This is a genomic window from Aminobacter sp. P4_H6_2, from assembly GCF_056400805.1.
Genome location: NZ_JBFUKO010000206.1, coordinates 1 through 8,299 on the forward strand (window position 1 = coordinate 1; position 8,299 = coordinate 8,299).

7 protein-coding genes are annotated in these 8,299 nt (G+C 61.5%); 3 read left to right on the top strand and 4 right to left on the bottom strand.

The genetic code is table 11. The annotated features are described in order from the left end of the window. Positions 1-2,034 (bottom strand): molybdopterin-containing oxidoreductase family protein (locus AC1DUU_RS15845; protein WP_476784364.1); only part of this gene is annotated, 2,034 nt, incomplete at its 3' end. Between the two features lie 256 nt (positions 2,035-2,290). On the opposite strand from AC1DUU_RS15845, the gene AC1DUU_RS15850 reads away from it, so the two are divergent. Next, positions 2,291-2,695 carry an N-acetylmuramoyl-L-alanine amidase gene (locus AC1DUU_RS15850; RefSeq protein ID WP_476784365.1) on the top strand — a complete coding sequence of 135 codons (405 nt, stop codon included), beginning with the start codon at positions 2,291-2,293 and terminating at the stop codon, positions 2,693-2,695. 314 nt (positions 2,696-3,009) lie between these two features. Here AC1DUU_RS15850 and AC1DUU_RS15855 read toward each other — a convergent pair whose 3' ends face one another. The 3 genes from AC1DUU_RS15855 to AC1DUU_RS15865 all read right to left on the bottom strand — a co-directional run bounded on the left by AC1DUU_RS15855 (position 3,010) and on the right by AC1DUU_RS15865 (position 6,934). Continuing rightward, entirely contained in the window at positions 3,010-4,887 is a 1,878-nt protein-coding gene (locus AC1DUU_RS15855) for an ABC-F family ATP-binding cassette domain-containing protein (RefSeq protein WP_476784366.1), read from the bottom strand. A 97-nt stretch (positions 4,888-4,984) separates the two neighbouring features. Next, positions 4,985-6,253, bottom strand: a complete 1,269-nt coding sequence (locus AC1DUU_RS15860) for an MFS transporter (RefSeq protein ID WP_476784367.1) — start codon at positions 6,251-6,253, stop codon at positions 4,985-4,987. A 168-nt stretch (positions 6,254-6,421) separates the two neighbouring features. Continuing rightward, entirely contained in the window at positions 6,422-6,934 is a 513-nt protein-coding gene (locus tag AC1DUU_RS15865; protein ID WP_476784368.1) for a DinB family protein, read from the bottom strand. 65 nt (positions 6,935-6,999) lie between these two features. Between AC1DUU_RS15865 and AC1DUU_RS15870 the strand changes: the two genes are divergently transcribed. Together AC1DUU_RS15870 and ndk are read left to right on the top strand one after the other, a co-directional pair. Beyond that, positions 7,000-7,692, top strand: a complete 693-nt coding sequence (locus tag AC1DUU_RS15870) for a glutathione S-transferase family protein (protein ID WP_476784369.1) — start codon at positions 7,000-7,002, stop codon at positions 7,690-7,692. A gap of 86 nt (positions 7,693-7,778) precedes the next feature. Next, on the top strand, positions 7,779-8,201 hold the full coding sequence (ndk, locus tag AC1DUU_RS15875) for a nucleoside-diphosphate kinase (RefSeq protein WP_476784370.1): 423 nt from the start codon (positions 7,779-7,781) through the stop codon (positions 8,199-8,201). The last annotated feature ends 98 nt before the right edge of the window (positions 8,202-8,299 follow it).

Below are 8,299 nucleotides of genomic sequence, written 5' to 3' on the forward strand. Positions count from 1 at the left end.
AGTCAGGACATTGATGCCCTCGCCGCGCTCATGATCCGAATTCGGCCAGATGCCCTCGGCAATGACCACGCCGCGCTTGATCTTGTCGAAGAGTCTGACATGCAGCACGACTTCGCCGCGCTTGTTGCCGATCTCGACACGGTCGCCCGATGACAGGCCTAGCTCGGCTGCGTCTTCAGAGTGGATCAGAAGCTCCGGGCGTCCCTCCTTCTCGCGTGACACAGGGGTTTCGGCGAAGGTGGAGTTGAGGAAGTTGCGCGCCGGCGAGGTCGCCAGCCGGAACGGGTGTTCGGCATCAGCCACCTCGATCAGGTCGACATGGTCGGGGAATTCCGGCAACTGCGCCACGGGGCCGAAGATGCCCATGCTTTTCGGCGGCTTGTTGGGTGCCGCCCCGCCATTCCACTGCGGCTTGAAGCGGAACTTGCCGTCGGCATGGCCAAACCCTTTGAGAAAATGCGCGTCCTCGAACTCCGGCTGCAAGTCGGCCCACTTTTGTTCCCTGAACGAGTCGAAATCGCCAAGGCCCTTTTTCTCCAGCATGACGTCGATGTGCTGGCGCTCGGTCATGCCGAAACCCGGCAGATGCGACACGCCCAGCCGCTTGCCCAGCTCCTCGATGACATAGTGGTTGGTGCGCGGCCCTTCCGGCGGGTCGATCAGCTTGGGCCCAAGCGTGATGTGCTGGTTGCCGCCACCCTTGTAGATGTCGTCATGTTCCAAAAACATCGTCGCCGGCAGCACGACATCGGCGAGCTTGGCCGTGTCGGTCATGAACTGCTCGTGCACACAAGTGAACAGGTCCTCGCGCAGAAAACCCTGCTTCACCAGCCGCTGCTCGGGCGCGACATTCATCGGATTGGTATTCTGGATCAGCAGTGCGGTCACCGGCGGGCCGCCATACAGCGCGTCTTCCTGGTTCATCAGCACAGGGCCGATGCGCGAATGGTCGAGATAGCGGATGTTGGGATTACGCATGCGGGTGCCTTCGAGAAGCTCGCCGTTGAGCTTCAGCACGCCGGAATTGGAATGGAAAGCACCGCCGCCCTCATATTGCCAGGCACCCGTCACCGCCGGGATCGACAGCGCGGCATGCATGTTGACCGAGCCGTTGCGCTGGCGCGAAAAACCGTAGCCAAGGCGGAAGAAGGTCTTTTTCGTCGTGCCGACCAGCCGGGCGAAGGCCTCGATCTCCTCGACCGCAAGGCCGGTGATCCGAGCTGCCCATTCCGGCGTCTTGTCGCTGAGATGCGCTTCCAGCCCCTTGGGATCGTCAGTGTATTTTTCGAGATAGGCACGGTCGGCCATGCCTTCCCTGAACAGCACATGCATGACCGCGCAGGCCAGCGCAGCGTCCGTGCCAGGCCTCAGCACCAGACCCATGTCAGCCTGCTTCAGGGTCGCATTCTCGTAGATGTCGATGACCACGATCTTGGCGCCGCGTTCCTTGCGCGCCTTGATGGCATGGGTCATCACATTGACCTGGGTGACCACCGCATTGGTGCCCCAGATCACGACGCAGTCGGACTTGGCGATCTCACGCGGGTCGGAACCGCGGAGCGAGCCGGTGCCCATCACATAGCCGGTCCAGGCCAGATTGGTGCAGATCGAGCCGAAGAAACCGGAATATTTCTTGGCGTGGCGCAATCGCTCGATGCCGTCGCGCTGCACCAGCCCCATGGTACCAGCGTAGAAATAGGGCCACACCGTCTCGGAGCCGAGCTTCGCCTCGGCGGCGATGAATTTTTCGGCGACCAGATCGAGTGCGGCTTCCCAACTCGCTTCCTTCCAGTTGCCGTCGCCCTTGGCGCCGGCTCGGATAAGCGGCTTCAGCAGACGGTCGGGATGGTGGACGCGGTCGGCGTAGCGGGCAACCTTGGCGCAGACGACGCCGGCGGTGTAGCTGTTGTCCTTGGCACCATGCACGCGGCCGATCGTCTTGCCGTCGAGCAGCTCGACTTCGAGCGCGCAGGTCGAAGGGCAATCATGCGGGCAGGYCGAATGGCCGATGCGAATTTTGGTATGGGTGTTCATGTGCCGACCGTATCGGGATTTGCGTCAGCGAGACATAGAGATGTTCGCTCGCCAATGTCCAGTCAACACACACTGGGCGATAACAACCTTAGGATGTCGACAAAAGCCAGTCTGCAATCTATAATAACATATTTGGCACCTGAACAATCAGCGATTGCAACCCTTCTCAGACACCAGTTAGGGAGGTTTTCAGGCCGCAGATCCAAGGACATACCAATTCAATCTTCCCAGCAATTCGGCACCATCCAACGTCAGGTTGGACGAGGAATGGTACCCAGGCATCATTCCATACGCCCTTTCAGCCTCAACCAGGCGCAATGTCGATCCCATTACCGGCATCAGGGCTGTCGTCATCCATGCAACCGCCGGCTCTTCATCTGAAGGCGCGGTCTCCGTCATCAAATCGAGAAGCGCAAGCTTCCACTGGCTGGTCCCTGACGAGAATGAGGCCGCACATGGCAAGAATGTATGGGCCACCTGCCACGAGGCACGTCGCGCCTGGCACGTCCGCAACTCGGCTTCCCACCAGGACGTTTATTTCGGCGAGCAAGGCGTCAACGACTACTCGCTCGGGATAGAGATCGTGAACACCGTGGCATCGAGCGACCGATATTCAGATTGGCAGGTGGCCGCCACAGCACAGATCGTCAGGTATTGCTAGGAGAAGTATCCAAACCTGAAGTATATCGTTTCCCAAGCCAAGCTGGATCCGGACCGGCGTGATGACCCCGAGCGCATTTTCCGTGGGACAAGTTTCGAGACATCGTCCTGAACTCGTCGGAAGGCCCGAGGGAAGCCGTGGTTGCCGAATATGCGCGCAACGCACGCGAGGTCAGGGAACAGGTGATCTTCGACGACTGATCGCGGCCAACAGACCAACATCGCCACAAGATGTGGAATGTTGGCCTGTCGCGCCAGTCCGGCCCGACAGCACCTGGAAACATCTCTGTTGCAATAGACTCGCGGAATAAGCCCCTACTCCGCGATGCCTTCTTCATATTCCGCCGACATCGCAAGCCATTTTTCCTCATGACCGTTGAGCTGGGCGGCAAGCTGAGAGCGCTCCTTGGCAAGCTGCGTCGCCGTCGTGGGATCCTTCTCGTACAGCTTCGGATCAGCAAGCTGATCCTCGATGGCGTCGGCGCGCTTGCGGATGCGGTCCATCAGGGCCTCGGTGGCGCGGATCTCCTTGGCCAGCGGCTCCATGGAGGCACGGCGCGCGGCGGCCTCGCGGCGGCGGTCGGCCTTGGAGGCCTTGTCCGCCTCGCGACGTTCCCTGCGATCGCCAGACACGCCCGTCACCAGCGTCTTGTAGTCCTCAAGGTCGCCGTCATAGGGATTGACGCTGCCGTCCTTGACCAACCACAGCCGGTCGGCCGTCGCTTCGAGCAGGTGGCGGTCATGCGAGACCAGGATCACAGCGCCCGGGAATTCGTTGAGCGCAAGGATCAGCGCTTCGCGGCTGTCGATGTCGAGATGGTTGGTCGGCTCGTCGAGGATGAACAGGTTCGGCCCATCGAAGGCGGCCAAGCCCATCAGCAGACGCGCCTTTTCACCGCCGGACAGGTCCTTGGCGGCGGTGTTCATCTTGTCGGTGGCGAGACCGAACTGGGCGACACGAGCGCGCACCTTCGATTCCGGCGCATCCGGCATCAGCCGGCGCACGTGCTCATAGGCGTTTTCATCCGGCCTCAGGTCGTCGAGCTGGTGCTGGGCGAAGATCGCGACCTTGAGACCAGGCGCGATTGTCACTGAACCCGTATCAGCCTTCAGCCGTCCAGCCAGAAGCTTGGCGAAAGTCGACTTGCCGTTACCGTTGGCGCCGAGCAACGCGATGCGATCGTCGGCATCGATGCGCAAAGTCATCTTCTTCAGGATCGGGCTGCCCGGCTGGTAGCCGACGCTGACGGCGTTGAGTGCCACAATCGGCGAAGCCACCGTCTTCACCGGCTCGGGGAAGCTGAACGGCCGAACATTGTCCTCAACAAGCGCCGAGATCGGCTTCATCTTTTCCAGCGCCTTGATGCGCGACTGCGCCTGGCGGGCCTTGGATGCCTTGGCGCGGAAGCGGTCGACGAAGGACTGCAGGTGCTTGCGCGCTGCGTCCTGCTTGACGCGGCCCTTCTCCTGCAACTCGCGCTGCTCGGCGATCTGGCGCTCGAACTGGTCGTAGCCACCGCGCCAGAAGGTCAGCTTCTTCTGGTCGAGATGGACGATCGAATTGACGGCGCGGTTAAGCAGGTCGCGATCATGGCTGATCAGCAGAACGGTGTGCGGATATTTCGAGACATAGTTCTCGAGCCACAGCGTGCCTTCAAGGTCGAGATAGTTGGTCGGCTCGTCGAGCAGCAGAAGATCGGGCTCGGCAAACAGCACGGCTGCAAGCGCGACGCGCATGCGCCAGCCGCCCGAAAAAGACGAAGCCGGGCGCCTTTGCGCCGCGTCGTCGAAGCCGAGGCCGGCAAGAATTGTCGCCGCACGGGATTCGGCCGAATGGGCATCGATGTCGGCAAGGCGAATATGAATCTCGGCGATTCGGTGCGGATCGGTCGTCGTAAGCTCTTCGGCCAGCAGTGCTGCGCGCTCGACATCGGCCTTGAGCACGATCTCGATCAGCGGCTCCTCGGTGCCGGGCGCTTCCTGCGCCACCTGGCCGATACGCGTGTTCTTGGGCAGGCTGATGTTGCCGGTTTCGGAGCTGAAGTCGCCGGTGATCGCCTTGAACAGCGTGGTCTTGCCGGTACCGTTGCGCCCGACCAAGCCCGCCTTGGTCCCGGCAGGCAGGGTCAACGACGCGTGGTCGAGGAGAAGACGTCCGGCAATGCGGAGGGAGAGATCATTGATTATGAGCATGGCGTGGCGGTTTTGGCGGAGAGTTGCGGCAATGGCAAGGGCGCACGGTACCTATCAGGCACAACGCGCGGTCGAAAACGCCCCTGGCGCACTGCTTTCAGGCGAAAGCGGGTCTGCGGGTACGGTGCAGCACGTCTCCGGCGAGTTCGCCCACGGCATCGACGGCCGGTCCGTCGAGTGACGCCGGCGGCGGTGAGGCATACCCGATAGCAAACAACACAGCGCTGCCAGCCGCCAGGATGGCGAAGAGCACGAACATGCCCGGTCCGCCCAATGCTCCAAGCGCCAGGCCGCCAAGCAACGGTCCGAGAAAATTGCCGACCGAGCACAACGAGTGCGCGCCAAAATAGGCGCCGCGATTGTCGTCGTTGGAGATCTTGTCGACCAGCACATATTCCGCCGGCACGACCAGCACCTCGCCAATGGTGAACAGCACCATGAAACCGATCAGCATCGTGGCACTTGTAGCAACGGCAAAACCAATCTCGCCGCCGAGGAACAGCAGGCAGCCCAAAACCATCGCGCGAAGCGGTCCGATCTTTTCGATCAGCATCCGGGCGGGTGCTGTGGCAAGCACAACCACCGTCGCGTTGGTGGTCACCAGCCAGGCGAATATCTTCATGCCGTCGGCAAGATTGGTGGTCAGATATTGCGATAGCGTCACCGACCACTGGCCGTAGACAGCCATCAGCAGCGTTCCTCCGCCAACGTAAAACAGCAACCGGCGGTCGCGCAGCGCCGCACCCAGCCTGCGGAATCCAGGGGCCTGAACCGCAGCCTGCTCGCCATTGCGGCTGGCAGGCATGTTGGGAACAATGATGAAGATCGCTGCCGAAAAAGCGAAATGGACGACGCCGGCGATGACGAAGGGAAGCGGCGAGTTGGCGCCGATGGCAAGGCCGATCATCGGGCCGATGGCCCAGCCGGCATTGATCACCAGATAGCGCCACGAAAACATCTTCAGCCGAAGTTTTTCGGGTGCAGCATCGCTCATCAGCGCACGCGACACCGGCTCATAGACGGCGGCGGAAACCGACGAGACGATATGAGCCAGCGCAAAGGCCGCGACTGACTGTGCCAGGCCCAGACCGACAAGCCCCAGACCGGCAAACAGCAAAGCCGTCGTCAGCACGACGCGGCGGCCGATGCGATCGGAGATCGTCCCGGCAAAGGGGCTGACAGTGGCGCCCAACAATGGCCCCGCGCCGATCAGCACGCCGATCATGGCCGGGCTGAGCCCGAAATCCTGCTGGAGCCGGATAGCGAGGAAGGTCAGGCTCATGCCACGCGCGATCGCCACCATGCCGGAGCCCGCAATGAGCAGCAGCACGATTGCCTGGCCGGTCTTTTCGCCATAGGCGCGCAATGAATTCTCCGCGTTTCGAAAGTGCCTGCACCCCAGCACAGCGGCCGTGGCGTCGCCATATCGTCTGGCTGAGATACCAGCCGAAGGCAAGGCAAGCCACCTCCCGATCCTATGATCCAGACAGCTCATGACAGGACGTTCGTTGTCCGAAAAGTATCCGGCCTGAGTTTAGGCAAATGCCCTGCCGTCTTCCGTCCGCTGGAAATAGATGAGGTCGAGCCCGACGGATTCTCGCCCAAGCACCGTCAGGATCATGTGCGCCTGCCCACGATGATGTGTCTGATGATTGAAGAGATGAGTGAGCGCGGGTGCGAGCCTTTGTGAAATCGTGCGCATGTCCGTAATTGTCATGTAGGTGAAGCGCCCGGCAAATGCCTTGTCGGTGAGCGAGCCAATCCACTGCACGATGCGCTTGTCTTCGGCCTGCCGCACTGCCCGGAGCTTTGCGAAATCGGCGTGAACGATCGTGTCCAGCGACGACGGCGCATCGCCCTCGCCCGTGAAGCGTTTCAGCCAGACCCGATCAGCCACCAAGAGATGGTTGAGTGTGCCTTTCATCGACTTGAAGAACGCACCGGTGTCAGCTTCATACTCCGCCACGTCCAGATCGGCGGCGGCCTCGTAAATCCGTTCGTTGGCCCATTGATTGTAAGCGGCCAACATCATGAAATGCTGCTTCATCTGTCATCCTTCGGTGCTTCGAAAATCACTGCCCACTTACTACAGCCCATCGGGAATTACCGCCAATGACCATTCTCTTCTACGACCTCGTCGGCCGCGATCCGGCACGTCCGTTCAGCCCGCATTGCTGGAAGGTGGCGATGACGCTGGCTCACAAAGGGCTCGACTACCGGGCGGTGCCGACCCGTTTCCTCGAAGTGCCCGCCATCGAAAACGGCAGTTCAAAGACCATCCCCGTCATCCGTGACGGCGACAAGGTGATCGCGGATTCTTTTGCCATCGCGCTCTATCTCGAAGAGGCCTATCCGGACCGGCCGACGCTGTTTGGCGGCAAGGGCGGTGAAGCGCATGCCCGTTTCATCGAACGCTGGTCGCAGCTGACAGTGCACCCCTATCTCGGTGTCACAGCGCTCGCCGCACTTCACGCCATGCAAGATGAAGCCAATGGCGCCTATTTCCGCCAGAGCCGGGAAACGCGCTACGGCAAGACGCTGGAAGAGGTGAGTGCGGCACGCGACGCCGGGCTCAACACCTTCAGAGCTTCGCTCGATCCGCTGCGCAGCATGCTGACCTACCAACCGTGGATCGGTGGCAACGGGCCGCTGTTTGCCGATTACATCGTGTTTTCTGCCTTCCAGTGGGCCCGCATCGCTACCCCCTTCAGACTGCTCGACGACGCTGACCCGATCGCCGAATGGTTCGGCCGCTGCCTCGATCTCCATGATGGTCTGGGACAACGCGTGCCGGCAGCCGCGTAGGCCGCTGCCTTGCCCCCTTGGCAATGCGGCGGGCGGCCTGTATAGAGCCCGCCACACTGCAAATCCCCAGATCACAAGGACCTATCATGGCGATCGAACGCACATTTTCGATGATCAAGCCGGACGCGACCAAGCGCAACCTGACCGGCGCCGTCACCAAGATGCTTGAGGATGCCGGCCTGCGCGTCGTGGCGTCCCGCCGCGTATGGATGAGCCGCCGCGAGGCCGAAGGCTTCTACGCCGTCCACAAGGAACGCCCCTTCTTCGGCGAACTGGTCGATACCATGACGTCCGGCCCGACGATCGTCCAGGTTCTCGAAGGCGAAAACGCAATTGCCAAGAACCGCGAAGTGATGGGCGCCACCAACCCGGCCAACGCCGACGAAGGCACCATCCGCAAGGTCCACGCGCTGTCGATCGGCGAAAACTCGGTGCACGGCTCGGACGCTCCTGAGACCGCAGCCCAGGAGATCCGCTACTGGTTCTCCGATACCGAAGTCGTCGGCTAATCCAGCCAGCGAGCAGCGGCCTTCAAGCCACTGAACCAGAATCGAAAAAGCCGGGGTTCGCGCCCCGGCTTTTTATTTTGTCCCAAGTGCGTCCTTCG

Excerpts from the sequence above, each read along its gene's own strand:
- AC1DUU_RS15855 (WP_476784366.1), bottom strand. The coding sequence starts at position 4,887 with ATGCTCATAATCAATGATCTCTCCCTCCGCATTGCCGGACGTCTTCTC.
- AC1DUU_RS15865 (WP_476784368.1), bottom strand. The coding sequence starts at position 6,934 with ATGAAGCAGCATTTCATGATGTTGGCCGCTTACAATCAATGGGCCAAC.
- AC1DUU_RS15870 (WP_476784369.1), top strand. The coding sequence starts at position 7,000 with ATGACCATTCTCTTCTACGACCTCGTCGGCCGCGATCCGGCACGTCCG.
- ndk (WP_476784370.1), top strand. The coding sequence starts at position 7,779 with ATGGCGATCGAACGCACATTTTCGATGATCAAGCCGGACGCGACCAAG.